This window comes from Dactylosporangium thailandense (genome assembly GCF_059739745.1).
Map to the genome: position 1 here is coordinate 6430842 of NZ_AP029195.1, position 25105 is coordinate 6455946.

General features: G+C 73.5%; 24 protein-coding genes and 4 tRNA genes. 14 read left to right on the forward strand and 14 right to left on the reverse strand.

The window, feature by feature from the left end; genetic code table 11:
• Nucleotides 1-269: 269 nt before the first annotated feature.
• On the reverse strand, nucleotides 270-1166 hold the full coding sequence (locus AC6JBM_RS28270; RefSeq protein WP_497977087.1) for an SMP-30/gluconolactonase/LRE family protein: 897 nt from the start codon (nucleotides 1164-1166) through the stop codon (nucleotides 270-272).
• A gap of 161 nt (nucleotides 1167-1327) precedes the next feature.
• On the opposite strand from AC6JBM_RS28270, the gene AC6JBM_RS28275 reads away from it, so the two are divergent.
• The gene (locus tag AC6JBM_RS28275; protein ID WP_350626463.1) at nucleotides 1328-1642 is read left to right on the forward strand and encodes a PadR family transcriptional regulator; all 315 of its coding nucleotides are present in this window, start codon (nucleotides 1328-1330) and stop codon (nucleotides 1640-1642) included.
• Entirely contained in the window at nucleotides 1642-2580 is a 939-nt protein-coding gene (locus AC6JBM_RS28280) for a hypothetical protein (protein ID WP_497977088.1), read from the forward strand. Before AC6JBM_RS28275 ends, AC6JBM_RS28280 begins: the two co-directional genes overlap by 1 nt.
• A 563-nt stretch (nucleotides 2581-3143) precedes the next feature.
• Here the strand turns inward: AC6JBM_RS28280 and AC6JBM_RS28285 are convergent.
• The gene (locus tag AC6JBM_RS28285; RefSeq protein ID WP_497977089.1) at nucleotides 3144-4043 is read right to left on the reverse strand and encodes a MerR family transcriptional regulator; all 900 of its coding nucleotides are present in this window, start codon (nucleotides 4041-4043) and stop codon (nucleotides 3144-3146) included.
• 93 nt (nucleotides 4044-4136) lie between these two features.
• Here AC6JBM_RS28285 and eno point away from each other — a divergent pair, with 93 nt between their 5' ends.
• From eno to AC6JBM_RS28315, 6 genes are all read left to right on the forward strand, one after another.
• Entirely contained in the window at nucleotides 4137-5414 is a 1278-nt protein-coding gene (gene eno, locus AC6JBM_RS28290) for a phosphopyruvate hydratase (RefSeq protein ID WP_497977090.1), read from the forward strand.
• 336 nt (nucleotides 5415-5750) lie between these two features.
• On the forward strand, nucleotides 5751-6263 hold the full coding sequence (locus tag AC6JBM_RS28295; RefSeq protein WP_497986542.1) for a helix-turn-helix domain-containing protein: 513 nt from the start codon (nucleotides 5751-5753) through the stop codon (nucleotides 6261-6263).
• 170 nt (nucleotides 6264-6433) lie between these two features.
• Nucleotides 6434-6907, forward strand: a complete 474-nt coding sequence (locus AC6JBM_RS28300) for a VOC family protein (RefSeq protein WP_497977091.1) — start codon at nucleotides 6434-6436, stop codon at nucleotides 6905-6907.
• A 378-nt stretch (nucleotides 6908-7285) separates the two neighbouring features.
• Nucleotides 7286-7819, forward strand: a complete 534-nt coding sequence (locus AC6JBM_RS28305; RefSeq protein WP_497977092.1) for a hypothetical protein — start codon at nucleotides 7286-7288, stop codon at nucleotides 7817-7819.
• 14 nt (nucleotides 7820-7833) lie between these two features.
• A complete protein-coding gene (locus AC6JBM_RS28310; protein ID WP_497977093.1) occupies nucleotides 7834-8859 on the forward strand; it encodes a hypothetical protein in 1026 nt (341 codons plus the stop codon).
• Nucleotides 8856-10184, forward strand: a complete 1329-nt coding sequence (locus tag AC6JBM_RS28315; protein WP_497977094.1) for a Dyp-type peroxidase — start codon at nucleotides 8856-8858, stop codon at nucleotides 10182-10184. The genes AC6JBM_RS28310 and AC6JBM_RS28315 overlap by 4 nt, the downstream gene beginning before the upstream one ends.
• Nucleotides 10185-10186: 2 nt before the next feature.
• On the opposite strand, the gene AC6JBM_RS28320 is transcribed toward AC6JBM_RS28315, so the two are convergent.
• The 4 genes from AC6JBM_RS28320 to AC6JBM_RS28335 all read right to left on the reverse strand — a co-directional run bounded on the left by AC6JBM_RS28320 (nucleotide 10187) and on the right by AC6JBM_RS28335 (nucleotide 10493).
• Nucleotides 10187-10261, reverse strand: a tRNA-Arg gene (locus AC6JBM_RS28320).
• A gap of 5 nt (nucleotides 10262-10266) precedes the next feature.
• A tRNA-His gene (locus AC6JBM_RS28325) sits at nucleotides 10267-10340 on the reverse strand.
• A 2-nt stretch (nucleotides 10341-10342) separates the two neighbouring features.
• Nucleotides 10343-10415 (reverse strand) — tRNA-Arg (locus AC6JBM_RS28330).
• A 4-nt stretch (nucleotides 10416-10419) separates the two neighbouring features.
• Nucleotides 10420-10493: transfer RNA gene (locus tag AC6JBM_RS28335), tRNA-Ile, on the reverse strand.
• 411 nt (nucleotides 10494-10904) lie between these two features.
• Between AC6JBM_RS28335 and AC6JBM_RS28340 the strand changes: the two genes are divergently transcribed.
• Nucleotides 10905-11876: a DUF2332 domain-containing protein gene (locus AC6JBM_RS28340; RefSeq protein WP_497977095.1), complete on the forward strand. Its 972-nt coding sequence runs from the start codon at nucleotides 10905-10907 to the stop codon at nucleotides 11874-11876.
• Here the strand turns inward: AC6JBM_RS28340 and AC6JBM_RS28345 are convergent.
• Entirely contained in the window at nucleotides 11871-12515 is a 645-nt protein-coding gene (locus tag AC6JBM_RS28345) for a hypothetical protein (protein ID WP_497977096.1), read from the reverse strand. The two genes, AC6JBM_RS28340 and AC6JBM_RS28345, sit on opposite strands and share 6 nt — an antisense overlap.
• 58 nt (nucleotides 12516-12573) lie before the next feature.
• Here AC6JBM_RS28345 and AC6JBM_RS28350 point away from each other — a divergent pair, with 58 nt between their 5' ends.
• Nucleotides 12574-12984, forward strand: a complete 411-nt coding sequence (locus AC6JBM_RS28350) for a DNA-binding protein (RefSeq protein ID WP_497977097.1) — start codon at nucleotides 12574-12576, stop codon at nucleotides 12982-12984.
• Here AC6JBM_RS28350 and AC6JBM_RS28355 read toward each other — a convergent pair.
• From AC6JBM_RS28355 to AC6JBM_RS28365, 3 genes are read right to left on the reverse strand one after another with little or no spacing between them, the layout of a single operon-like run.
• The gene (locus AC6JBM_RS28355; protein ID WP_497977098.1) at nucleotides 12981-14591 is read right to left on the reverse strand and encodes a diguanylate cyclase; all 1611 of its coding nucleotides are present in this window, start codon (nucleotides 14589-14591) and stop codon (nucleotides 12981-12983) included. The genes AC6JBM_RS28350 and AC6JBM_RS28355 overlap by 4 nt on opposite strands.
• A gap of 37 nt (nucleotides 14592-14628) precedes the next feature.
• Nucleotides 14629-15285, reverse strand: a complete 657-nt coding sequence (locus tag AC6JBM_RS28360; RefSeq protein ID WP_350624876.1) for a response regulator — start codon at nucleotides 15283-15285, stop codon at nucleotides 14629-14631.
• Nucleotides 15282-16412, reverse strand: coding sequence for a sensor histidine kinase (locus AC6JBM_RS28365; protein WP_497977099.1), 1131 nt, complete (start codon nucleotides 16410-16412; stop codon nucleotides 15282-15284). The genes AC6JBM_RS28360 and AC6JBM_RS28365 overlap by 4 nt, the downstream gene beginning before the upstream one ends.
• 144 nt (nucleotides 16413-16556) lie before the next feature.
• Here AC6JBM_RS28365 and AC6JBM_RS28370 point away from each other — a divergent pair, with 144 nt between their 5' ends.
• Entirely contained in the window at nucleotides 16557-17246 is a 690-nt protein-coding gene (locus AC6JBM_RS28370) for a hypothetical protein (RefSeq protein ID WP_497977100.1), read from the forward strand.
• Here the strand turns inward: AC6JBM_RS28370 and AC6JBM_RS28375 are convergent.
• The 3 genes from AC6JBM_RS28375 to AC6JBM_RS28385 form a co-directional block, all read right to left on the reverse strand.
• Nucleotides 17224-17580: a sensor histidine kinase gene (locus AC6JBM_RS28375; RefSeq protein WP_497977101.1), complete on the reverse strand. Its 357-nt coding sequence runs from the start codon at nucleotides 17578-17580 to the stop codon at nucleotides 17224-17226. The genes AC6JBM_RS28370 and AC6JBM_RS28375 overlap by 23 nt on opposite strands.
• A gap of 83 nt (nucleotides 17581-17663) precedes the next feature.
• A complete protein-coding gene (locus tag AC6JBM_RS28380; RefSeq protein ID WP_497977102.1) occupies nucleotides 17664-19466 on the reverse strand; it encodes an IPT/TIG domain-containing protein in 1803 nt (600 codons plus the stop codon).
• A 111-nt stretch (nucleotides 19467-19577) separates the two neighbouring features.
• Entirely contained in the window at nucleotides 19578-21170 is a 1593-nt protein-coding gene (locus AC6JBM_RS28385; RefSeq protein ID WP_497977103.1) for an FAD-dependent monooxygenase, read from the reverse strand.
• A gap of 512 nt (nucleotides 21171-21682) precedes the next feature.
• On the opposite strand from AC6JBM_RS28385, the gene AC6JBM_RS28390 reads away from it, so the two are divergent.
• The 3 genes from AC6JBM_RS28390 (at nucleotide 21683) to AC6JBM_RS28400 (ending at nucleotide 24443) form a co-directional block, all read left to right on the forward strand.
• Nucleotides 21683-22111: a hypothetical protein gene (locus tag AC6JBM_RS28390; RefSeq protein WP_497977104.1), complete on the forward strand. Its 429-nt coding sequence runs from the start codon at nucleotides 21683-21685 to the stop codon at nucleotides 22109-22111.
• A 345-nt stretch (nucleotides 22112-22456) separates the two neighbouring features.
• The gene (locus AC6JBM_RS28395; protein WP_497977105.1) at nucleotides 22457-23617 is read left to right on the forward strand and encodes a sensor histidine kinase; all 1161 of its coding nucleotides are present in this window, start codon (nucleotides 22457-22459) and stop codon (nucleotides 23615-23617) included.
• A 130-nt stretch (nucleotides 23618-23747) separates the two neighbouring features.
• The gene (locus AC6JBM_RS28400; protein ID WP_497977106.1) at nucleotides 23748-24443 is read left to right on the forward strand and encodes a response regulator; all 696 of its coding nucleotides are present in this window, start codon (nucleotides 23748-23750) and stop codon (nucleotides 24441-24443) included.
• On the opposite strand, the gene AC6JBM_RS28405 is transcribed toward AC6JBM_RS28400, so the two are convergent.
• Nucleotides 24425-25093 (reverse strand): GntR family transcriptional regulator, encoded by a 669-nt coding sequence (locus tag AC6JBM_RS28405; RefSeq protein WP_497977107.1) that lies wholly within the window; start codon nucleotides 25091-25093, stop codon nucleotides 24425-24427. The two genes, AC6JBM_RS28400 and AC6JBM_RS28405, sit on opposite strands and share 19 nt — an antisense overlap.
• Nucleotides 25094-25105: the final 12 nt, after the last annotated feature.

A 25105-nucleotide genomic window follows, 5' to 3' on the forward strand; every position in this document is an offset into this window, starting at 1 on the left:
CCGCAGCCTTCGTCTGCTCGGACGCGGATCGGGGCCAGCCGACGTGCGGAGCCCGGAGAACGATCACGTCCGAACCGATCGCCGCAGGCTTGTCCGCTCGGACGCGGATCAGGGCCAGCCGACGTGCGGGGCCCGGAGAACGATCACGTCCGAACCGATCACCGCAGCCTTCGTCTGCTCGGACGCGGATCAGGGCCAGCCGACGTGCGGAGCCCGGAGAACGATCACGTCCGAACCGATCACCGCAGGCTTGTCCGCTCGGACGCGGATCAGGGCCAGCCGACGTGCGGGGCCGGGGCCGGTGTGGCGAGGATTCGGCCGGTCCGCGCGCCGAACGGATCCTGCGGGTCCCACTTCGCCGCGCAGATGAACAGCGTGCGACCGTCCTCGCCGCCCAGCATCACGGCGAACGGCGCCCGATCCAGCTCGACGCGGTCGAGGACCTTGCCGCCCTCGGCCACCCGCACGGCCTCGTTGCCGCCGCTCGACGTCCACACGGCACCGTCCGCGTCGAGGCAGATGCCGTCGGGCCCGATTCCGTCGGCGAACACGCGGCGGTTGCTGAGCGTACCGTCATCCGCGATGTCGAACGCCGTGAGCGTCCCGGTGAACGATTCCGACACGATGAGCGTGCGATTGTCGGGCGTGATCGCCATCCCGTTCGGAAACGCGAGGTCGTGCTCCTGCCGCACCACGGTGCCGTCGGGCCGGATCAGCGCGATGAACCCGGGCTCGTAGCCGGCCCGCTCGGTCAGCGACCGCGGATCACTCAGATCGACGCTCTTGATAAAGTCCAGAAACGCAAACCCGACGCTGTTCACATAGACATTGCCGCGCCCGTCGACCACGAGCTCGTTGCACCCTCCTGGAAGTTCCGACAGGTCAGCGTGCGCGACCATGGCGCCATCGTCCTCGCGCCGCAGCAGCCTTCCGAGCGTTTCCGGATTCTTCGGTACCACCAGCAGCCGCCCGTCCGGCAACCACCCGATCGTGTGCGGGTCGACGGCCGAATCCAGCGGTACGACTTCGTGCACTCCTTCGGGCGTGACCGCGATGACCTCCCCGGCCCCCCAGTGACAGAACCAGAGCCGCCCATCGTGCCAGCGCGGGGATTCGACGAGCTTCAGCCCGTCGAGCAGTACGTTCACGTTCGTCATGACCCCCATACGAACGAGGTACCCACGTAATCGACATCATCCGCCGCGACTTGCCACAAAGCCTCCTCTGAGCGCGGCGTGAGAGTTGGTGCCGTCTTCGCAGGCAGCGGGATTGACGAGGTTACTACGTCCTGCGATGCTACGTCTGACGTAGCAACTTGGAGGAACGTGTGACCGGACTGTCGCAGCTCGGCAGGTTCTCCGAGCCGGCGTTGTTGATCCTGATCAGCCTGGCCGAGGGCGCCAAGCACGGCTATGCGATGCAGGAGGACATCGCCGCATTGACGGGCGAGCGACCGGGCCCGGGCACGCTCTACGGCGCCATCCGGCGCCTGGAGGAGCAGCGGTTGATCGAGCAACTGCCGGAGGAAGACCGCCGCAAGCCGTACCGCCTGACCGACCAGGGCGCGCAGGCGTTGCAGGCAGAACTCGTGCGCATTCGCTCAATGGCCAGCACCGGCCTGCGACGATTGGCGACGGCCTGATGCGCGCGACGTTGATCCGCCTCGCCATGGCGATGTACCCGGCGCCGATCCGCGACCGCTACGGCGCCGAGCTCACCGACCTGCTCGCACACTCGACGCGGCCGTGGCGCGACATCGCCGACGTCGGCCGGTCCGCACTGACCGAGCGGGCGGCGACCTGGACGTGGGCCCGCACCCGCCCGCAGCTTCGCCGGCTGGCCTGGCTCACCGCCGCACCGTTCGGATTCGGCCTCACCGCGCTGCTCCTGGCGGTCTGCGCGCTCATGCTCGGAACAACGTACGCGAAAGACGCCGGGCACGACGTCGGTCCCGCGCTCCTCAACGTGCCGATCGTGCTGAGCGTGCTGGCGGTGTGCGGGGCGATCGTCGCGCTGACGCTGCCGATGCCCCGCCAGCATCACTTGGTGGCACCGGTGCTGACCGTACCGGCGTCGTCGACCGCGGGAATCCTGGTCATCGCGAACCTGCCCATCGCCGGCGACATCCTCGGCGAGTCGCGATCGGGCACGCTGCTGTCCACGCTGTGCTGGTGCGCGGCGATGCTCGCACTCGGCGCCGCGATCACCGTACTCGTCCGGCGCGGGCACACCGGCACCGCCGTGGCGGTCCTCGTGGCCGGGGGCCTCGCCACGCTCGAACTGACGTCTGTGGTCTACGCTATCGCCGCTCGACCGGTCGCCGCGGACTGGCGTTTACTGTTCAGCGTGTGGCGCCTTCGCGCGGGGATCGCCGATCCGCCCTGGTTTTCCGGCGACACGTTCAAGGGCCTGCAGGCGATGCTCCCGATGTGCACGACGTTCGTGCTCACACTCGTCATGGCCAACGCAGTGCACCGGCGCAGGGCGGGCTTTCTCGGATCGCAGAGCCCGCCGCACGGTCCCGGCGTACGCACGCTCGCGAATCCCGCGTCGCATGGTCGCTATCTTCCGCGACCGTAACGATTCGAACGGCAGTACGGGCCGCCCGGCGCGTCCGGCACCGCCGGTACGAAATGCCAGCGGTGTCGGGCGTTGGCCGCGCGGTCCCCGCCACAGTGCGGTGCGGTGCGGCGCGCGAGTGCACGGCGCGGTGCACGAACGTGCAACGCGGCCCAGTGCGGTGCGCAATCGTGCGGTGCGGCGCGCGAACGTGCAACGCGGTGCGCAAACGCGCAGCGCGGTGCGGTGCGCGACTGCGCGGCGCCGTGCGCGAACGTGCAACGCGGCCCAGTGCGGCGCGCGAACGTGCAACGCGGTGCGCAAACGCGCAGCGCGGTGCGCGACTGCGCGGCGCCGTGCGCGAACGTGCAACGCGGCCCAGTGCGGTGCGCAATCGTGCGGTGCGGCGCGCGAACGTGCAACGCGGTGCGCGAGTGCGCGGCGCCGTGCGCAAACGCGCAGCGCGGTGCGCGAGTGCGCGGTGCGGCGCCCGAACGTGCAACGCGGTGCGCGAGTGCGCAATGCGATGCGCGAGTACGCGGTGCGTGCAGTGCCGTGCGCGAGCGTGCAGCGGTGGGCGAGCGTCAGCGTGGGGCCCGGGAGCGGTTCAGCCAGCGCAGAACCTCGTTCGCGTGGGTTGACGGGGCCGGGATCGGGTGGAAGACGTGCTCGACACGGCCGTCGGTGACGATCAGGGTCAGCCGGCGGTACAGGGTCATGCCGGCCGCCGTGAACGTCGGCAGGCCCAAGGCCGTCGCGAGCACGAGGCGCGGGTCGGGGACCAGCGGGTACGGCAGGCGGAGACGATGCGCGAGCTCCTGCTGGTAGGTGAGCGACTGCGCGGACAGGCCGTACACGCGCGCGGCCCCCGCGCCCAGCAACTCGCCGTGGTGGTCGCGGAACCAGCGCGCCTGCTCGGTGCCGCCGCGCGCGCCCGGGATCTCCAGCAGGCCGTCGGGCAGGTCGACGCCGGGGCGGCCGGTCAGCGGGTACACGAACAGAATCGTGCGGCCGGGGCCGAGCGTGGCGAAGTCGACGGACTCGCCGTTCGTGGCGAACACCGACACGCTCGGCAGCGCGCGGCCCACGAGGTCGGCAGGGTCACTCGGCGCGAGGTCAAGATCCGGGTTTCCGGTGACGTTCACTACGGCTAGGCGAGCCTCCAGGGCGTCGCGCTGGGCGGTCAGCTGGCCGATGCGCGACTGCAGGCCGGAGATCGCACTGCGGTACGTCGCCAAGGCCGCCGCGCACACGTCCGACTCGTCGGCGCCGGCCGCCAGGCTCTCGACGAAAGGCCTGGTCTCCTCCACGCTCAGGCCGAGCGCGGTCAGCTCGCGGATCTGCACGACGAGCCGTTCGGCGATGGGCTCGTACTCGCGATACCCGTTCGCCGTCCGGCGCGGGACGACCAGGCCCAACGACTCGTAGTACCGCAGCGCACGTATGGTGGTGCCCGAGCGCCGCGCGAGCTCACCCACGCGCATTCCCCAGACGATAAACCCGCACCCTGGGGTCCGGGTCAAGGTGACCGTCATCGCGTCGCGCGCATGGGCTCTGAGCTGCCAGGATGCGAGCCCATGACAGTCATCGAGGCGATCACCGCCCGCCAGATCCTCGACAGCCGCGGCAACCCGACGGTCGAGGTCGACGTCCGCCTCGCCGACGGCTCGCTCGGCCGCGCCGCGGTGCCCTCGGGCGCCTCGACCGGCGCCGCCGAGGCGGTCGAGCTGCGCGACGGCGACCCGGAACGCTTCCACGGCAAGGGAGTCGCGGCCGCGGTCGCCAACGCCGCCGGACCGCTCGCGGCCGCCGTGCGGGGCCTCGACGCCGAGGACCAGTCCGGAGTCGACGCCGCCCTGATTTCCTGCGACGGTACCGCCGGCAAAAGCCGCCTCGGCGCCAACGCGATCCTCGGAATCTCCCTGGCCACGGCCCGGGCCGCGGCCGCCGCGCGCGGCCTGCCGCTCTACCGGTCGCTCGGCGGAGACGAGGCCACCCGTCTCCCCCTCCCTATGATCAACATCGTGAACGGCGGCGCCCACGCTCACAATCCGCTCGACTTCCAGGAGTTCATGATCGCCCCGGTCGGCGCCGCGACGTTCTTCGAGGCCGTGCGCATGGGCTCGGAGGTCTTCCACACGCTGCGCCGGGCGCTCGCCGCCGCCGGCCACAACACCAACGTCGGCGACGAGGGCGGGTTCGCGCCCCAGTTCACGACCGCCGACGAGGCGCTCACGTTCGTGACGGAGGCGATCGCGGCGAGCGGCTACGAGCCGGGCCGGGACATCGCGATCTGCCTGGATCCGGCGGCGTCGGAGTTCTTCAAGTCCGGCGCGTACGACTACGCCGGCGAGGGCGTGAGCCGATCCGTCGAGGAGCACATCGCCTACCTGTCCGGCCTGCTGCAGCGGTACCCGATCGTCTCCATCGAAGACCCCATGGCCCAGGACGACCTGCCCGGCTGGCGCTCCCTGACCGAACGCGCAGGCGCGACTGTTCAACTCGTCGGCGACGACGTCTTCTGCACCGACGCGGCCCGTTTGCAGGCCGGCATCGACACCGGCTGCGCGAACGCGATCCTGGTGAAGGTCAACCAGGTCGGCACGCTGACCGAGACACTGTCCACGGTGGACACCGCACGGCGCGCCGGGTACCGCGTGGTGATGTCCCACCGCTCCGGCGAGACCGAGGACACCACGATCGCGGATCTCGCCGTCGCCACCGGCTGCGGCCAGATCAAGACCGGCTCCGTCTCGCGCTCGGATCGCACCGCCAAGTACAACCGCCTGATTCGCATCGAGGAGGAACTCGGCCCCCGCGCGGTCTTCCCCGGCGCGGCCGCCCTGCGCGCATAAAACCCGCACGGCGTCGTCCGTCCGCACAGCCACCGTCGCCGGTCGCGCATTCGCGCAGAGCTGTGCGCGAATGCGCAGGCACCACCGACCGACGCGCATTCGTGCACTGCGGGCGGATAGTCCGCAAGCGTCACTGATGGGCGTGCGTTTGTACGCGGCGGAGGCGGTTCGTGCGCGGTCGCTCGCGTTGCGGGTGCCGAATTGGACATGCGTGCAGCGGGAGCGGCACGAACGGTCACTGCACGCGGCGGGGCTCATCGCGACCTTCGGATTGCTGTCGGCGCTCATCGGGAAGCCCCAACGCGTGAGTGGGACGCTAAGGTCGACGGCGTGGTGATGTCGGCGGCGGAGAACCAGAACCGGCGGCTGCTGCGTGCTCGTGACGCGATGGACCGGGACTATGCGCAGCGGCTCGATCTGCCCGCGCTCGCCCGGCTGGCGCACATGTCCGAGGGGCACTTCAGCCGCACGTTTCGGGCCACGTTCGGGGAGACGCCGCACCACTATCTGCAGCGGCGGCGGATCGAGCGGGCCATGGCGCTGTTGCGCGACCCGCGCAGCGCCGTGACCGAGGTCGGGCTGCGGGTCGGGTTCGACAGTCTCGGCGCGTTCAGCCGCGCGTTCCGGGCGATCGTGGGCGTGGCACCTTCGCAATACCGCGATCGGGGACTCGTCGCCCGCGCGCCCGTGTGTTTCGTCAAGGCCTGGCTGCGACCCGTCGGCCTCGTCGAAAAGGCCGGGACCGCAATGCCCGCGACCAGGACCTCGACACCCGAAACGCGCGCGACGAACTCCCACGGCACGTCGTCGCCGGCCGCCACGCACGCGACAGGCGTATGCAGAGAGTGAGGACTGCCGGGACCCCGTCCGGCGTGGGGTGACCGCGGGCCCGGGTGCGAGGCGTATGCAAAGAGTGAGGCCTGCCGGGGCTCCGTCCGGCGTCGGGTGAACGCGGGCCCGGATGCGACTGATCAGGTTTGGCGAAGCGCCCGGGTCGGTGGCGCCCGTACGGTGAGGGCATGTTCAACACGATCACGATCACGACCGTGCGGGTGCTCGATCAGGACGAGGCGCTCGACTTCTACGTCGGCAAGCTCGGGTTCCAGGTTGACGAGGACGTCGACATGGGCTTCATGCGGTGGCTCACGATCTCGCTGCCGTCCGACCCCGGCCGGCAGTTGCTGCTCGAGGTGCCTGGGCCGCCTTCGATGAGCGAGGAGACGGCGGCGCAGGTGCGCGATCTGCTCACCAAGGGTGCGCTCGGCACCGCGGCGATCCTCACCACCGACGACTGCCGGGCCGTCTACGACACCCTCAAGGGGCGCGGGGTGGAGTTTACGCAGGATGTGGAGGTTCAGCCCTACGGCACCGACTGCGCGTTCCGTGACCCGTTCGGCAACGATATCCGGGTCACGCAGCTGGCCGAGCAGCCGGCCGCGATCACTGATGAGGATATCGCCCGCTGGAGTGGTGGTTCGAACAGCAAGGGGTGAGCGAACGCGCAACCCGCTTGAGGCGGACGCGCAAACGCGCGAACTGCCCGAGACGAACGCGCAAACGCGCAAACGCGCGAACCGCCGGAGACGAACGCGCAAACGCGCAAACGCGCGAACCGCCGGAGACGAACGCGCAAACGCGCAAACGCGCAAACTGCCCGAGACGAACGCGCAAACGCACGAACGCGCAGACGCGCGAACCGGTCGCGGTGGCGGGTGCGCGAAGGAGACGCGTAAAACCCGGGGCCGAGCAGGCTGGCCTCGCAATCAAGAAAGCCGGGCCGAGGGAGGCAGTCCGGCGCACCCCCTCGGCCGGAGGACTGCCATCCCTGGCGGGTGGCGACTCGGCGAGTGGCCCGGCGGCACAGTTGAGGCATGCAGCTCAAGCCCGAGGCCGTGGTACTCCCTGCGGACCCGAGCCACCTGCCCCAGGGTAAGTACGGCCCGGTGTATCCGCGCACCCCGGCGTGCTACGGCTTCACGATCATCGCGACGCTCAAGCCGGGAAGGGCGGAGGCGATGCGCGTGTACGGGCAGACGCTGGCGGCGGCGCTGGAGGCCGACCCGTACCTGCTGGCGCCGCTGAAGCTGCACTACCTGCGCTGGGTGCTGTTCGACGGCGACACGCGGTTCATGTACCAGGGCATCTTCGACACCGACTTCGACAAGTACACCGAGGACGCCGTCGCGTTGTTCAGCAAGGCAGGGGTCGACACCGCGTTCGAGAACCTCGAGGGCTTCCCCGAGGACTGGCGCACCAACCCGGAGGCGTTCGTGCGGTTCGTGCGGGAGCACCACTGCCCAAGCTTCCTGGAATACGGCGAGTACCCGTACGTGACCACCGACGAGATCAAGCGCGCGCTGCGGGTCAAGGACGCGTTCTCCACCATGCTCGACCAGCTGCAGTAGCGCCGGAGTGCCCGATGCAACCGTGGAGCACCGCCCGGACCTACAACCAGCGCCACCAGCCGCGGCCGGCGGGGGCAGGGCGCCGGGTCAGCATCTACGTCGCCTGGAGCTATCCGGCCGAGGCGAGCCGGGACCCGGCCGGGCTGGACAACCGGTTCTCGACGATGACCGAGGTCCGCCGTGTCGCCTGGCCCGCCTACGAGGACCCGCAGTGGTCCGACCCCGGCCGGTACCAGCAGGGCATCGCCGGCTCGCTGGAGCTGTTCTTCCTGGCCTGGGAGCCGTTCCAGCAGTTCGCGCTGGAGGTCACCGGGCATCCGGTCGCGGTGTACCAGCGCATCGACCAGGCGGGCGTCTCCGCGCCGCTGGACGAGCGGGTGCTGGCCGACACCGACGTGCTGCTCGTGTTCGGCCTCGATCACATGGTGACCGACCAGGAGGCCACCGACGCCGAGGTCGGGGCGTTGCGGCAGTTCCTGACCCGGCCGGAGGCGCGGCTCGTGCTCGGGCCGCACCACGACGTCGGCGCGACTGAGGATCTGGCCCGCCGCGACGTCGAGTACCACCATCACGGGGACCCGCTGGTGCCCCGCCAGCAGCGGTTCGGCCGATACACCCGCTCCCTCATGGCCGGGCTCGGGGTGCCGGTGGAGAACCGGTGGGGCCTGCGACCCGCGGTCCGCGACGGTGACGGCATCGCCCCGCTGTCCATCGACGCGGACCTCGACGAGCGGGGCTGGCTCGACGGGGTCACCGGCTTCAACTTCCACCAGCACCTGCCGCACTACGCCGTCACCGGCAGCGAGCCCGGCGCGGTGCGGGTGCTGGCGCGCCAGCCCATCGACACCTCGCGGCCGCACCCGTTCGTCGAGGCGGGCAACACCGAGTTCAACTCGCTGCTGTGGATGCCGCCCCGCGACGCGCGGGCCGCGGACGTGCTCGTCGCCGACTCGACGATCTTCAGCACGCTCTTCGGCGCCGACGACAGCCTGCGCCGCTTCTGGCGCAACGTGGTCACCGAACCGCCGCGGCGGTCATGAACCCGGCCGCCGTACGCCTGGAGCTGCACGACATCCAGCGCGGGGTCCTGATGCCCCGCCCCACCCCGTACGCGGCGACATATCTGCTGTTCCGCATCGACGGCCGGGCCGACGGCCGGCGGCTCCTGCGCCGCGCGGCCGGGGTCGTGACGGGGGCGGACGGGACCCACCCGCTGGGCGACACGTCGGTCACGGTCGCGGTCACCTACCACGGCCTGCGCGCGCTCGGCCTGCCGCAACGCTCGCTCGACACGTTCGCGTGGGAGTTCCGCCAGGGGATGACGGCCCGGGCGGCGGCGCTCGGCGACACCGGCGACAGCGCACCCGAGCACTGGGAGCCGCCGCTGGGCTCGCCCGACGTCCACGTGGTGCTGACCGTGGTGGCGCCCGACCGCGACCGGCGGGACGCGGCCCTCGAGCGGGCCCGCCCGGCCGCGGCCGCGCTGCCCGGCGTGACCGCGATCTGGCGGCAGGACTGTCACACGCTGCCGGCCGAGACCGAGCCGTTCGGCTACCGCGACGGCGTGAGCCACCCGGCCGTCGAGGGCAGCGGCGTCCCCGGCTCCAACCCGCTCGAGCCGCCGCTCAAGGCGGGCGAGTTCGTCCTGGGCTACCCCGACGAGCTCGGCGGCACCCAGCGCGTCGAGCCGGAGGTCCTGGGCCGCAACGGCAGCTACGTCGCCTTCCGCAAGCTCCACCAGCGCGTCGCGGCGTTCCGCCGGTACCTCGCCGAGCAGGCCACGACGGACGGCGACGAGGCCCTGCTGGCCGCCAAGCTCATGGGGCGCTGGCGCAGCGGCGCGCCGCTCGCGCTCAGCCCGCACCGCGACGACCCGGCGCTGGGCGGCGACCCGCGGCGGCGCAACGCGTTCGGGTACGCCGACGACCCGACCGGCTACGTGACGCCCGGCGGCAGCCACATCCGGCGCACCAATCCCCGCGACAGCGCTGTCGCCGGCGAACCCCGGCTGCACCGCATGATCCGCCGCGGTACCGTCTACGGCCCGCCCCTGCCCGAAGGCGTCGCCGAGGACGACGGGGCCGACCGGGGCATCATGTTCGCGTTCGTCGGCGCGCACCTGGGGCGGCAGTTCGAGTTCGTCCAGTCGGAGTGGATCAACGACGGGGTCTTCTTCGGCGCGGACGGGGCCCGCGACCCGATCGCCGGGCGGCACGGGCCGGAGCACGCCGACTTCACCATCCCGCGGCGGCCGGTCCGCCGCCGCCTGGAGGGTCTCCCGCAGTTCGTCGTCACCCGCGGCGGGGAGTACGCCTTCATCCCCGGCCTGCGCGCCCTGCGGTGGCTCGGCGACCTCGCCGACTGACGCACCCCCGGCAGGATTCGAACCTGCGGCCTCCGGCCCCGCATGCCGGCGCTCTCGTCCAACTGAGCCACGAGGGTATGAGGGTGACCATCGGGAGTCGAACCCGAACCTCCAGAGCCACAATCTGGTGTGCACGGACCCGTACACCATGGTCACCGCACCCCGAGCAGGATTCGAACCTGCGGCACGCGGCTTCGTAGGCCGCTGCTCTTTCCGCTGAGCTACCGGGGCGAAGTCCCGTCGGTTGGAGTCGAACCAACTGTCTCCTCGTTATCAGCGAGGCGCCTCTACCACGCAGGCCGCGACGGGATGGAGCCGAAGATCGGCATCGTCGGAAACCGGGGAGTCGAACCCCGCACTTCCTGGTCCCAGGCCAGGTCCGGTCACCGCGCCGGTCGTTTCCGAATAGTGAATGCACGCGCCCGGAAAAGGGCGGGAAAGAATTGCGCAAGAAAAAACCGCCCGGGTCCCTGTGCGGGGCGGGCGGCCGAGGTGGAGGCTGGTTTGCCTACCCTCGCCACCGGCCCGTGGGACGGATCGCCGGAATGGTATGCGGTCGGGGAGCCGGGGTGACAATCATGGATCGCGTGTTCATCTCGGGCTCCTCCTTCGGCGACTTGTTCCGGTGCGGTTCGACGTTGACAACAGTACGCGGGAAATGGGAGTCCGGCAATGGATTAAATGCGCGAGCGCGGCAATGGCTGGTCTAGCCTCGGAGGCATGAGCCTGGAGGGTACGGCCGAGGAGTACCGGTACTTCGCGACGGCGATGGCGCGCGGGAGCTCGCCGCTCTACGAGCGGCTGGGGCTGGCCGTGGCGCAGGACCGGGAGATGCTCGGGGCGCTGGAGGGGCTGCCGCCGGCCAAGCGGCAACCCAACCTGCTGTTCGCGGCGGTGCGGCTGGTCGCGGGGACGCCGGACGGGTACGAGCGGCTGCGCGAGATCGTGTTCGACCGGCGCGACGAGGTCTTCGCGGTGATGCTGGCCCGGCGGACGCAGACGAACGAGCCGGGGCGCTGTGCGGGGCTCTACCCGGCGCTGGCCTCGCTGCCGCAGCCCCTGGCCCTGCTGGAGGTGGGCGCCTCGGCGGGGCTGTGCCTGCTGCCGGATCGGTACGGCTACGAGTACACCGGCAACGACGGCGGCGTGACCCGGGGCGGCGCGCCGGACGCGGGGCTGGTGCTGCGCTGCCGCGTCGACGGGCCGGCGCCGTCCGTGGCCCCGGTCACGGTGGCGTGGCGGGCCGGGATCGACCTGAACCCGCTGGACGTCACCGATGACGACGACGTGCGGTGGCTGCGGATGCTCGTGTGGCCGGAGCAGACCGACCGGCTGGCGCGGCTCGACGCGGCCGTGGGGATCGCCCGGCGGGACCCGCCCCCGATCCACCGCGGCGACCTGAACGAACCGCTCGACGCGCTCGCGGCCGAGGCGCCCGCCGGGGCGACGCTGGTGGTGCTGCACACGGCGGTCGTCGGCTACGTGCCGGAGCCGGCCCGCGCCGCGTTCGCGGAGCGGGTGCGGGCCCTGCCGGGGCACTGGCTCTCGCAGGAGACGGCGGACGTCTTCCCGGGGATCGCGGCGCGGCTGCGGGAGCCGGCGCCGGTGGAGACGGCCGCCTACCTGCTCGCGCTGGACGGGCGGCCGCTGGCGTTCACCGCGCTGCACGGGTCGTGGCAGCGGCCCCTATAGGGCGATCCAGGTGGCCCGGGCCACGGCGAGCGGGGTGCCGGACGAGTCGTACACAGTGGACAGTGCCTGGGCCTTGCGACCCTCGCCGCCCACGTACTGCCCCATGACGACGCAGGTGTCGCCGGGCTCGGCGACGGCGTCGATCCACACGGCGAGGCGGCCCAGGACATACGGCCGCCCCTCGGCGATCACCGACCAGCCGCCGGGGCAGTCCAGCGCGGCCCACATGGTGACCTCGGCGACGTCGGCGGGCACGTGCCACGGGGTGGCGGTGCGGTCGCCGGAGACGGGGCCGGGCAGCAGGCCGAGGCCGTCGGCGCGCTCGGTGCCGCACACGTAGCACGTCGGGAACGGGTGGCCGTGCAGGCCCGCGTAGCGCTTCGTCGCCTCGGCGGCCTCGTCCAGGGTCACCGGCCGTACGACATCCGGCTTCTCTCCCGGTGCGGGCCGGGCCTCGGCGATGAGCTCGTCGCCGTGCATCGCGCGGCCGCCGGCGAGCGTCAGGTCGGTCTCGAGCGGCGGCGGGCGGCGCAGGGTCACCTCCGCGGGGGCGAGGCCGAGCCGGGTGGCGACCAGGCCCGCGCTGTAGCCGCCGTTGCCCGAGCCGGGTGGGCCGTTGTACCGCGCCGCGATCCGCATACCGCCCGGTCTACCATTGAACATTGTGTTGAAAACAATTCGTTGCTAGCCTGGCGGCATGAGCGAACTGCTGGAGCGGCCGGATCCGGGGGCGCGGCGGGCCGAGCGGGTGTACTCGGCGCTTGCCCATCTGACGTCGCGGCACGCGGGATCGCCGCAGTTGCGTGCGCGGCACGTGCATGCGGAGGTGGCGGCGCCGCACGAGGTGGTGCGCCTTGCGGCGGCCATGGCGGCCGGGTCGGTGCCGCCCGCGCCCGGGGAGCCGGCGCTGGACGAGTCCGACCTGGTCGCGGCGCTGACGTTGCTGCCGGACGTGCGCGCGGAAATGGACATCACGGAGGTGTACCTCCTGCAGACCGCCCGGGACCGCGGCATGAGCTGGCAGGACATCGCGCTCAGTCTCGGCCTCGGCAGCCCGCAGGCGGCCCGGCAACGCTACGAGCGCCTCACCGCCCGCACCGAGACCTAGGGAAACACCGTCGGGCGGAAGCGCGGGAGCGGGTGCAGCCCGTGCTTCGCCTCGTACATCTTCTTGTCCGCGTGCGCGATGAGGGCGTCGGCGTCCAGGCCGCCCGGGCGCGTCCAGGCCACCCCGATGCTGGCCCGCGGCCGCAGGATCGCGCCCCGCATGTCCAGCGGCGCGGACTCCAGCGCCGCCCCGAGGGCCAGGGCGATGTCCTGGGCCTGCTCCAGGCGCGGCACGTCGCGGCACACCACCACGAACTCGTCGCCGCCGAGGCGGCCGACCACGTCCACGTCGCGGACCGCGCCGCGCAGCACGTGGGCGACGTGGGCGAGCATGCGGTCGCCGGCGGCGTGGCCGTAGCGGTCGTTGACGAGCTTGAAGTCGTTGAGGTCCACGAACACGGCGGCGGTGCCGTGCTCGGCGGTGGCCAGCGCCTCGGACAGCGCCGTGAGGGTCGCGGCCCGGTTGCGGCAGCCGGTCAGCTCGTCGAAGGCGGCGCGCCGCTGCAGCTCCTCGCGCAGGCGTACCTCCTCGGTGACATCGGCGAGGCAGATGACCGCGCCGGCGACGCGCCCGTCGGCGGTGGTGAGCGCGCGGGCCTTCGCGCTGGCCCGGCGCAGGCCGAGGCGGGGGTCGCGGTAGCCGTACTCGATGTCGGCGTCGGTGCCGTCGCGCAGCACGCGCACGAGGGCCGCGCCGACCATGGGCCGGTCCGCGGGGACCACCGGGTCCAGGGCCGCCGCGCCGAGCTCGCCCCCGACCTCGGTGCCCACCATGCGGGCGCCGCGCGCGTTCTGGTACACCACCCGCCGCCGCGCGTCGATCTGCACCACGCTCATGGGCAGCGCCTCGGTGAGCCGGCGCAGCAGCTGCTCGCTGGCCCGCAGCGCCTCCTCGGCGGCCATCTCGTCGGTGATGTCGAGCATCTCGGCGAGCACGCACGGCTCGGCCCCGTGCAGCAGGCTGTGGTTGGTGATCTCGAACCAGATGACCCGCCCGTCGCGGTGCAGGTGCCGCAGCCGGATCCGCCGCGCCTCCCCGGCCGGGGCCGCGAGCAGGTCCATCCAGCCGGCGATGGCCCGCTGGTGGTCGTCGGGGTGCACGAGGTCGAGCGAGCGGCGCCCGGCCAGCTCGGCCGCGCTCCAGCCGAGCACCCGATGGATCTGCGGGTCCGCGTCGAGGATGACGGCGGTCGGGTCCTTGCGCATGGTGACCAGCCGCGGGCGGATCTCCTCGTGCTCGAGCACGCTGACGCCGTCAAGGTCCGTGAGGATCAACACGATGACGTCGTACCGGTGGGAGACGTCGATCAGATGGAGCCGGGCCGGGCGGTCGGGCTGGGACCGCGGACGGAACCGGCAGTTGGCGACGCCCTCGCCGAGCAGCCGGTGCCAGGCGTCGATGATGGCGGTGTGGTCCTCGGGCAGGGCGAGCCCGAGCGCCGAGGCCGGCCCGTCGATCGGGCGCAGCCCGGCGTCGCGCAGCTCCTCCGGCAGATCGACGAACAGCCCGGTGGGCCCGACGGCGCCGATGAACGCGCCGGGGTGTTGCGCGATCGTCGCCTCGAGCACCGCGTCGCGGTCCGCGGGGTCGACCCTGGTCTCGGCCATGCCCCGACATCGGCGCACGACCCGGGGAGTCAAGCAATCAGCCGCCGCCAGGGCGTATGAGCCCGCTCTCATACGCGAATGCAACCGCCTGCACCCGATCGCGCAGGCCGAGCTTGGTCAGCATGCGCGACACGTACGTCTTCACGGTCGCCTCGCCCAGGAAGAGGGTCGCGGCGATCTCGGCGTTGGACTGCCCGCGCGCGACGAGCCGCAGCACGTCGGCCTCGCGCTCGGTGAGCTCGGCCAGCCGGGCGGCCGCCCGCGGATCGGCCACCGGCGCCCCCGCATACGACTCGATGACCCGCAGCGTGACCGCGGGATCGAGCAGCGCCTGCCCGGCGGCGACCGTGCGCACGGCGTGCACCAGCTGCTCGGGCGGGGCGACCTTGAGCAGGAAGCCGCTCACCCCGGCGCGCAGGGCCGCCCGCACCGCCTCGTCCTCGTCGAACGTGGTGAGGATGATGACCCGCGCGGCCGACTCGGCCAGGATGTGCCGGGCGGCCTCGATGCCGTCGCCCTTGGGCATGCGGACGTCCAGCAGCACCACGTCGGGGGCGCTGCGGCGCACCTCGGCCCGCGCGGCCGGGCCGTCCGCGGCCTCCCCGACGACCTCGATGTCGGGCTGGTGGTCCAGCAGCATGCGCAGCCCGGCCCGGATCATCGCCTCGTCGTCGGCGACCACGACGCGGATCACGCGAGCACCAGGGGGAACTCGGCCTCGACGGTGAAGCCGCCCGGCCGCTCCCCCGCGCGCAGCGTGCCCGAGGACGCCGCGACCCGCTCCCGCATGCCGAGCAGCCCGAAGCCGGCGGAGGCCTCGGCGGTACCGTGCCCGGCTTCGTTGTCGACGAGGAGCGAGACCCGCTCCGGCTCCCGGCGCAGCAGCACCGTGGTCGGCACCGGGCCGGCGTGGCGCAGGACGTTGGTCAGCGCCTCCTGCAGCACCCGGTAGGCCGAGATGTCGAGGGTTCTCGGCAGCCCGGCCAGGTCGCCCTCGACGGTCAGGGTGACCGGGAGCCCGGCCGCGCGGACCTCGCCGACGAGCTCCTCGGCGCGGGCGAGGGTCGGCTCCGGCGCCGCCGGGTCGCGCAGGAGGCCGACCAGGGCGCGCATCTCCCGCACCGACTCCCGGCCGAGCCGCTCGGCCCCCTCGAGCATCTCCGCCTGGGGCGTGCCCGCCGGCAGGGTGCTGCGCACGGCGCCGAGCTGCAGGACCATCACGCTGATCGAGTGCGCGACGGCGTCGTGCATGTCGCGGGCGATGCGCTGGCGCTCCTCGGCGACGGCCGCGTGCGCGCGGGCCTCGCGCTCGGCGTCCAGCGCGGCGTTGAGGCGGGCGAGCAGCTCCGCCCGGTCGCGCAGCCGCCGCGCGACCAGTCCGCCGCCCCACGCGCCCCAGGCCAGCAGGCCGAAGAAGAGGTTCTCCCAGGCCTGGGCGCCGAGGCCGGACACGGTGGAGGCGGCCGCCCGGCCCGCGACCCAGGTGCCGGCGCTCGCGAGCAGGTGCAGCGCGAGCGGGGCGCGCCAGGACCAGCGGGCGACGCGGAAGCCGGCCCAGCCCGGCGCGGCCACGAAGCCCAGGACCGCGGCGCCGGTCGGCCCGTGCAGCCCGCCCAGCACGGCGATCGGGAACGCCAGGCCGACCAGCGCCGTCCCGGCGAGGGGCCGCCACGCGGCCAGCGCCATCCCGCCGACGACCGCGGCGAGGGCGGCGGCGGGCGCGGCCGGCGCGGCGGAGAACTGCTCGTCGAGCAGGATCTCGGCCGCGCCGATCACCGCGAGGGCCGCGGCCAGGCCCCCTGGCACGAGCTTGGCGTTCATGCGGCGAGCCTAGACGCCGCTGGTCAGCCGCCGGGTCGGCCGTACGACGGACACGGTGACGGCCCCGCGTCCGCCGCGGGGCGGACGGGAGTCGAGACGCGCGCGGGCAGAGAACGGCGCCGAATCTCCCTAGCGTTCTGGGGCATGACGAACGAAACCTCTCCCGCTCGCCGGGTCATGCTGATCGCCGCCGGTGCCGCCCTCCTCGCGGGGGCCGCCTGCTTCTTCGCCGGCCTCGCCACGTCCCCGCCCGAGGTGGACGAGACGAAGGCCTCCTACCTTCGCTCGCTCGCCGCCGACCCGTTCACCACGCAGCTGTCGGCGCTGCTGCTGCACTACGGCAACCTGCTGATGGGCGCCGGCCTGCTCGCCGTGCCGCTGCTGGTGCGCGGGCGCCGCGGCGCGGTGCTCACGGTCGCCGGGGCGCTGGCGGGCGCGCTCGGGCTGCTGCAGATGTCCGGCGCGCTGCTGTCGGACTGGTTCCACATGGAGATCGGGCGCAACCTGCCGATCGAGCAGGCGGTGCTCGTCTCCGACAAGGTGCTCGCACACCCGGCGGAGCAGCTCGCCTTCAACCCGGGGCCGCTGGTCTCCCTCGCGCTGCTGGTGACGTTCATCGGGCTCGCCCGCGCCGGGGTGGTGGGCTGGTGGACGGTGCCCGCCGTGGTCGTGGGCTACGCGGGGATGCTCTTCATGCCGTACGACACCCCGATCCTGCCCGCCGTGGGCACCCTGCCGATGCTCGCCGCGATGGGCCTCGCCGGCTGGCGGGTGCTCGGCCGGTCCCGGGTCGCGGGCGGTCAGCCGGTGCTCAGTCCGGTTGCGGCAGGCTGATCGTCACGACGGTACCGCCGCCGGGGTTCTCCTCGATCCCGATCGTCCCGCCGTGCCGGTCCACCACGCGCTGGACGATCGCCAGGCCCAGGCCGGTGCCCGCGTAGCCCTGGCCGGTGTGGGCGCGGTGGAACGAGGAGAGCACCTGGCGGCGCTGGTCGGCCGGGATGCCGATGCCGCGGTCGGCGACCGTGATGCGGGCCGTCCCGCCGGACCGCAGGGCGGCGACGGCGACCTCGGCGGCGGTCCGGCCGGTGACCCGGGCGGCGGCGTCGTTCCACGACACGATGCGCCCGGCCCCGTCGACGTCGACGAACGGCTCCGCGCGCTCCACATCTGCCCAATCGACCCGAGCGCCCCGGAGCTGAGGCGAACCTCGCTCCGGGGCGCGACGGGCATGCTCGTGCGGAGCGCGGGCTATCGCGCCGCTCGGCCGAACCGCACGCGCGGGCGGACGAGCACCGCACCGGCCAGCAGCATCGCCAGGCCGGCCAGGGCCATCGGGCCGGCGGGCGCGCCGGTGACGGCCAGGCCGCCGCTCGACGCGGCCGCCCGGGGCGCCACGGTGACGGTCAGCTTCATCGCGCGCGGGTTGCCCGACGGCGCGACGCCCTGGGCGACCAGCGTGTGCACGCCGGCGGCGAGGGAGGCCGGCACGGTGACCGGCTTGCTGAAGTCGCCGTTGCCGTCGGTGACGACGGTGACGAGGGTCAGCGGCGTGGAGTACAGCGTGATCGTCGCCGTCGAGTGGGCGGCGAACCCGGTGCCGACCACTACGATGTCCTGACCCGGCACGGCGGTGCTGATGGCGCCCTTGTCCGTGGTCAGGGTCAGCGGGGTGTCCGGCGGCGCGGACGGCGGGACCGGCGCGGCCGGGATGACCGGCTCGCTCGTCGCCGGCTCCGAGGCGCCCAGGGACGAGTTGGCCACGACCGACACCGTGTACTGCTGCCCCGCCGTCGCGCCCAGCACGCAGCTGAGCGGGTTCGGGTCGGTGACCAGGGTGGTGCAGGTCGCCGGGCCGGGCGAGGCGGTGACGGTGTACCCGGTGACCGGCGCGACGTGCGGCGTGGCCGCCGTCCAGGTCACGCTGATCGAGGACGTGCCGGCGGTGGCCGTGACCGGGCTCGGCGCGTCGGGCGGGGCCGGGCAGGCCGGGATCGGCGCCTGGTAGAAGACCTTCTTCAGGGCGGGCGCCTTGCCCGCCCGGCCGGCCTTCTTACCGCCCTTGTCGGCCTTGTCGACCTTGCCCGCGTTCTCGGCCCCCGCGACATCGTCGTACCCGAACTGGCTCGCCGCCGTGACCGTGCCCTGCGCGGTCGTCAGGGCCAGGTCCACGAACCCGATCGAGTGCGCCGGCGCCGTCACGGTGACCGTGGTGGCGTTGAGGACGGTGACGTTGGTGCCCGGGACGCCGCCGAAGGTCACCGCGGTGGTGCCGGTCAGGTTGGTGCCCGTGATGGTGATGGTGGCACCGCCCGCGACGTTGGTCCAGTCTGGCAGGAACGACGTGATCGTCGGGCCCGGCGCCGTGTAGGTGTAGCTGCTGGTCACGGTGGACGTGCCGAAGGGCGTCGTGACCGCCACGTCGACGGTGCCGGCCGCGTGGGCGGGCGTGGTCGCGGTGATCGACGTGGCGCTGTTGGCCGTGATCGAGGCGGCGGCGCCGCCGAAGGTCACGCCGCTCGCGCCGCTCAGGTACGTCCCGGTGATCGTCACGGCGGTGCCGCCCGCCGCCGGCCCGCTCCCCGGCGCCACCGACGACGCGATCGGAGGCAGGGGCAGGGGCGGGATCACGATCGGCGGGATGACCGGCGTGTAGGTGAAGGTGCCGCCGCTGACCGACGAGACACACGTGCCGACGGCGACCTGCACGGTCGCGGGGCCGGCCAGGCCCGCGGGCGTGACGGCGGTGATCTGGGTCGGGCTGTCGACGGTGAACGTGGCGTCGGAGCCGTTGAAGGTCACGGCCGTCGCGCCGGTGAACCCGGTGCCGGTGATCGTGACCGTCGTGCCGCCGGCGGCCGTGCCCGTGGCCGGGTTGACCGTGCCCACCACCGGCTGCGTCGAGACGCTGGCGAGCCGCGGGGCGGCGGTCCCGTGCTCCGGCGGCGACGCCGTCGTGGCCACCGCGAACGCGCCGAGCACCAGCAGGCCGAGCGCGATGTTCGGCCACGACGACCCGCGCCGCTCCGAACGCCGCCTGAACAACCTGAACACCAAGAATCCCCCGTCCGTACGACCCCGGCAGTGGACCCCACCGCCGACGTGACCGTACCGGACAAAAACTCACATGTCCGGAAAAGACGGATACCGACGATAGTGCCGGACTTACGGGCGCTCCCGCCGGCCGCAGACGTGGTCCAGGATCGCGTCCCAATCCTCCGGCACCGTGTCGTCGCGCCAGGCGACGTGCTGGTCGGGGCGCACGAGCACGAGCCGGCGACCCCAGCACGCGCGCACCGCCGGGTCGAAGACGGGCAGGTGCGCCACCGGCAGGCCGCGGGTGCGCGCCACGCCCGCGAGGCCCCGGCCCCGCGCGTCGTCGGTCAGGTCGACGAGCGTGAGCTGCGGCCCGAGCCGGTCGAAGAGCTGCCCGCCGTCGGCGAGGCGCACGGCCGGCGGGCGGCCGCCGGGCCACGTGCTCGGCGTGATGCGCTGCCCGTGCGGGACCGGCGGGAGGCCGCGCTCGTGGCGCACGACGGGCGAGGCCGCGTACCGGCCGCCGTAGGACATCCCCGGGTCCTCGGCGAGCGCGGGCTCCTGGCGCAGGAACGCGGCGAGATAGTCCCGGGGCGCGCCCGCGGCGGCCAGGCGGGCGAACCGGCGCCGCGTCTCCAGCACGCGGGCGAGCAGCTCGCGGTCCATGAGCGCGCGCGGGCGCCGCTCCGCCTCGTAGCTGTCCAGCAGCGCGGGTCCGCCCCAGCCATGGTGCACGGCGGCGAGCTTCCACCCGAGGTCGACCGCGTCGCCGATGCCCGTGTCGGCCGCGTCCCCGGCCGGGCGGAACGCGTGCGCGGCCTCGCCGGCGAGGAAGACCGCGCCGCGGCGGTACGCCCGGGCGACGGGCAGCGCGTCGTCCCAGTCGTGCACGCCGAGCACCTCGACCGCGGCGCCGAGCCGCTCGCGCAGCTGCCGCGCGGGGTCGAGCGGCTCGCCCGCCGCGACGGGCAGGTGCGCCACCCAGACGTGCCGCTCGGGGTCGGAGCGCAGCGTGAGGGCGCCGACGACGAGCGTGGACAGCCCGGGCCCGCGCGAGTGCAGCGCGAGGTCCTTGCTGCGGAAGCGGATGGCACGGTACTGCGTGTGCGCCCCCGGCATCCCCTCCAGCCCGACGCCGGCACAGCGCCGCACGGTGCTGCGGGGGCCGTCGCAGCCCACGACGTACCGGGCGCGGATCGTGTGCTGCACGCCGTCGCGCAGGTCGACGGCCGTGACGGTCGCCCCGTCCCCGCCGCCGTCCGCGCGCACGCCGGTGCACGCCCAGCCCTCGCGCAGGTCGACGAACCCGGTCCCGCGCAGCGCGGCGCGCAGCACCTGGCCGAGCGGGCCGCGCGCGATCTGCTGGTGGTGCTCGGCGGGGGCGCTGCCGTCGTTGACCGTGGCGTACCGCTGCACCAGCCGGCTCACCGAGGGCCGCGCCGCGACGAGCACCGGGGGCCGGTCGAGGCCGCGGCTCCACACGACGTCGGTGGCCTCGTCGGCGCCGACGCCCGCGCGCCGGATCGCGGCCGCGAGTCCCAGCCGCCGCAGCAGCTCCATGCTCCGCCCGCCGAGGTGCTCCAGCGCCGTCGCATCGGCTCCGCCGCGGTCGAGCACTGTGCTCGGCACGCCGTGGTGGGCGAGCTCGAGGGCGAGGACGGCTCCGACCGTTCCGGCGCCCACGATCAGCACGGGCGTGTGCAGTGTCGTCGCCGCTGCCACACCAACCTCTCCTGTCGTCCGGTTGCGGGTGATTGTGGCGGCTCGGGCGGATCGCGCAGAACAGCCGTTCGGCCCCCTGGTTCCGCGCGGGGCGCGGACGACATGTAGGGCGCTACGCGCCGCGCGGGGCACGCCGCGCGGGGCACGCCGCGCGGGGCACGGGGCACGGGGCGCGGGGCGCGCGGCGCGGGGCGCGCGGCGCGAGGCGCGCGGCGCGCGGCGCGAGGCGTGCGGGGCGCGCGGCGCGAGGCGTGCGGGGCGCGCGGCGCGAGGCGTGCGGGGCGCGCGGCGCGGACGATATGTCGGGCGCTTCGCGCCACGACATATCGGATTTTTCGCCCGACAGGACATATGTCGGAGTCAGCGTGGCCTTACTGCAACGGCAGTTGGGTTGTCATCGGATGGATGATGTTCGCTGTGGCAGGGGCGGAGATCGAAGCGTGGTCGGCTGAGCTGGATCGGCTGCATGAACGGATCGGGCGGCGGTTTCGCCGGTGATGCGAGGAGCGGCAGTGCTCAATGCGGTGGGCGTCGAGGTCTGGAACGAAAGCTGTGACCTCTTCTGGCGGATGTCCCGTGAGGGTGAGGCTGTTGCCGACAGTGAGCCGGTCGGTCTGCGGCACCTGGCGTACCTCAACTGGTTCAACGCACGGTTCATGCAGCAGGGTCTTGGCGAGGCGCTGGAGTGGCATCCGGCGGAGCGGATGGAGAAGGTCGCGGACGCATGTGACTACTTCGGGATGACGGGTCTGGGTGCGCTTGTCCGGGAACTCGCGGCCGATCATGACAACGTCGAGGTGGCGGAGAGTCGCAGCGGCGAGTACTGGGATTTCGTCGGACGGCAGCCCAGGGACGATCGGATCTCCGCTGCGATGGAGGAGCGGTTGCGGACCTCGCCCGAGGACTTCGGGCGCGGCGGCTTCAACACTTCCGTGGCGTAGTAGTGCGACGGCAGTTGGGTTGTCATCGGATGGATGATGTTCGCTGTGGCAGGGGCGGAGATCGAGGCGTGGCCGGCTGAGCTGGATCGGCTGCGTGAACGGACCGGGCGGCGGTTTCGCCGGTTCGGGCCGCGGCGGCGGGTCCGAGACTACGTATGCGCGCTGCAACACGCCCATCGACCAGACCGGATCTGGGCCTGGTCACACTGGCGCCGCCGACGACAACGCCAAGCCCGCCTCAGCCACTACCGACGACGCGGCCACCCACTCACCTCACTGCCGTTGCTGTACTAACCGTACTTTCGGCCGGTCCGGAAACCGCCGGTCCTTCGTAGCCTGGAGCGCGTGACGGCCTGGAATCGCCTGGTGGACGCGGCGCTCGTGGCGGGCGGGGGCATCCTGCTCGCGGCCGCCGCGCTGGCGCTCGCGGCCAGCTGGGGCGGGGCCTCCTGGGTGCCGGGGCTGGCCGCCGGAGCCGCCGTCATCGTCGCCGCGCTGCTGCGCCGCCGGGCGCCGCTCGCGTCCGCGGGCGCCGGGCTCGCCGTGGCGGTCGCGGCCGTGGTCGTGGCCCGGGTCGCGGGGCTGCCGGTCGAGCCGCAGCCCGGGCTGGCGCTCGGGCTCGCCGTGCTGGCCGGCGACGCGGTGCGCCGGTTCGAGCCGCGGGTCGCCGCCGGGATCGCGGGCGGGGCGCTGCTCGTGCTGGCCGCCGGTCCGCTGCTCTCCGCACGCGCCTCGTCCGGCGGGGCCACCGTGGTCGCCGTCGCCGACGTGCTCGTCTGGGTCGCGGGCGTGGGCGGCGGGCTCTGGCTGCGGCTGGCGGGACGCCGGTGGCAGGAACTGGCGGAAGGTGTACGGCGGGAGGAGCGCCTCGCCCTCGCCCGCGAACTGCACGACGTCGTCGCCCATCACGTCACCGGGATCGTCGTGCAGGCCCAGGCCGCGCGGGTCGTGGCGGGGCGGCACCCGGAGCGCCTCGAGGGCTCGATCGCCGGGATCGAGGAGGCCGGCTCGGAGGCCCTGGCGGCGATGCGGCGGATCGTGTCGCTGCTGCGCGACACCGGGGACGCGGCGCCCGCCAGCGGGGAGACCGAGCGGCTGGAGGCCCTCGTGCGGCGCTTCGAGGACGGCGACACCCGTTCGGTGCGGCTCCGGCTCCCCGACACCGCCTCCGGCTGGCCACCGGAACTCACCAGCACCGTGTACCGCATCGTGCAGGAGTCCCTCACCAACGTGGCCCGGCACGCGGCCCAGGCCGCGACCGTCGACGTGAGCGTGGTCCAGTCCCCGGCCGGCGTGACGGTCTCCGTGACCGACGACGCGCCGCCACCGGCCCGGGCCGGGCTCGGGCCGCGCGCGGGCGGGTTCGGGCTGATCGGGATGCGGGAGCGCGTCGAGGCGCTTGGCGGCTCGCTCGAGGCCGGCCCGCGCTCCCCGCACGGGTGGGCGGTGACGGCCAGCCTGCCCCCGCTAGGAGCGAGCCGCGACGCCGCCGGGGTGCGGCGGTGACGGCCAGCCTGCCCCCGCTGGGAGCGAGCCAGGACGCCGACGAGGTGCGGCGGTGACGGGCCGCCTGCCAAGACCCACGCCCCCCGCCGACGCCGATGGAAGGGCCACTGGGAGCGGGCGGGGTGCGGCGGTGACGATCCGGGTGCTCATCGCCGACGATCAGGCCATGGTGCGGGGCGGGCTGCGGCTCATTCTCGAGGACCAGGACGACATCGAGGTCGTGGCCGAGGCGGCCGACGGGGTCGAGGCGATCGAGGCGGCCCGGCGGCTGCGGCCCGATGTGTGCCTCGTGGACATCCGGATGCCCCGGCTCGACGGGATCGAGGTGACGCGGGCGCTCGCGGGGCCGGCCGTGGCCGAGCCGCTGCGGGTCATCGTGGTCACCACGTTCGACCTGGACGAGTATGTGTACGGCGCGCTGCACGGCGGGGCGGTCGGGTTCATCCTCAAGGACGCCGGGCCGGCGCTGCTGGTCGAGGCGGTGCGGGCCGCGCACGCGGGGGATGCGCTGGTGTCGCCTTCGATCACCGTACGGCTGCTGCGGCACTTGAAGCGCCCGGCGCGGGTGGCGCTGGCGGCGTCGAGGCTGTCGGAGCGGGAGACCGAGGTCGTGCGGCTCATCGCGCGGGGGCGGACCAACCAGGAGGTCGGGGCGGCGCTCTTCATCTCGCTGAGCACCGTGAAGAGCCACGTCTCGACGATCCAGGCCAAGCTCGGGGTGCGCAACCGGGTCGAGATCGCCGCCTGGGCCTGGGAGCACGGGATCGCGAACGAGGGACCCGCGCGTCCCGGCGGCGTTCCGGGCCGTCACGATCGCCGATCATGACCGATTGGGGCCTCGCGCGCGTGGCCCAGCGTCGCGCGCGCGGCCAGGATGTGGGCCCGCATCACCGAGCCGGCCCAGGCCCGGTCGCGCGCCTCGAAGGCCTCCACCAGCTCCCGGTGGTGCAGCATCGAGCGGGCCATCGCGGCCTCGTCGTAGCGGCGGAAGGTGTGGTTCACCAGCGGGGTCTGGACCACGGCGCCCAGCAGGGCGCTGAGGCGGCGGTTGCGGCCCGCCTCCAGGATGATCGCGTGGAACTCGGTGTTGCACATGGCGACCCGGTCCGCGCGGTCCGAGGCGGGCACCGCAGCGTGCTGCTCCATCGCCGAGCACAGGTCGCGCAGCCGGTCGGTCTCCACGGCGGTGATGCGCGCCGCGGCCAGCTCGGCGCCGTAGCCCTCCAGCAGGGCCCGCAGCTCGAAGATCTCCTCCAGGTCCTGCCCGGTCCAGGACGGCACGGTCGCGCTGCGGTTGGCCTCCCAGTCGACCAGGCCCTCGGCGTGCAGGCGGCGCAGCGCCTCCCGGATCGGGGTGCGGCTCACCCCGACCGTGGACGCGAGGTCCTCCTCGGACAGCTTGTCGCCCGGCCGGTAGACCTGTTCGAGGATGCGGCTCTTGATCGAGTCGTACGCCTGCTGCGAAGCCCGCCCCATGGAAACCTCCAG